Source organism: Cupriavidus sp. 05T313 (assembly GCF_056396665.1).
In genome coordinates this window covers 1-555 of sequence record NZ_JBFTLX010000583.1, presented here as the reverse complement: position 1 = coordinate 555, position 555 = coordinate 1, and the positions used below count along the sequence as shown (strand labels likewise).

The following is a 555-nucleotide window of genomic DNA, read 5'->3' as shown; positions in this document are numbered from 1 at the left end:
GTGCGCGAGACCAGCCGACGCATCATGGTGACCAGCAGCGCGTTGCCGGAGAGTTCGGCCAGCGCGGTATGGAACTCGGCCGACAGGCGGATCCATTTGGGGCGCTCATTGGTGAGGAAAGCCTGGCGCTCGGCCTCTACCATCTTGCGCAGCGGCGCGATCACGCGCTTGACGTCGCGCATGGCGGCAAGCTTTTCCAGCACGGCGCGCTCCAGCATCTGGCGCAGCTCGAACATGTCGTGCGCTTCGTCGGTGGAGGGGCTGGCGATAAAGGCGCCGCGGTTGGGCTCGAGATCGACCATGCCGTCTGCGGCCAGGTGCGCCAGTACCTTGCGCACCGTGTGGCGCGCGGTGGCATAGATTTCGCACAGCGAATGCTCGGTCAGCTTGGTGCGCGGCGGCAGCCGGTGCTCCATGATCGCGTCATAGATCTCGTGATACATGCGCTCCTCGACGGAGCCCCTGCGGGCGGGCTTGATTTCGGTCGGGGCGGCGGTGTCATCGGCACCGCCAATCAGCTTGAGACTCTTGGACATCTTGGCACCAGTGTATTGG

Annotated in this window: 1 protein-coding gene; it reads right to left on the bottom strand. The window is 65.0% G+C overall.

The genetic code is table 11. The annotated features are described in order from the left end of the window. The coding region (locus AC1DKD_RS41855) for a GntR family transcriptional regulator (protein WP_477144812.1) at positions 1-536 on the bottom strand (536 nt) is incomplete at its 3' end. Between the last annotated feature and the right edge of the window lie 19 nt (positions 537-555).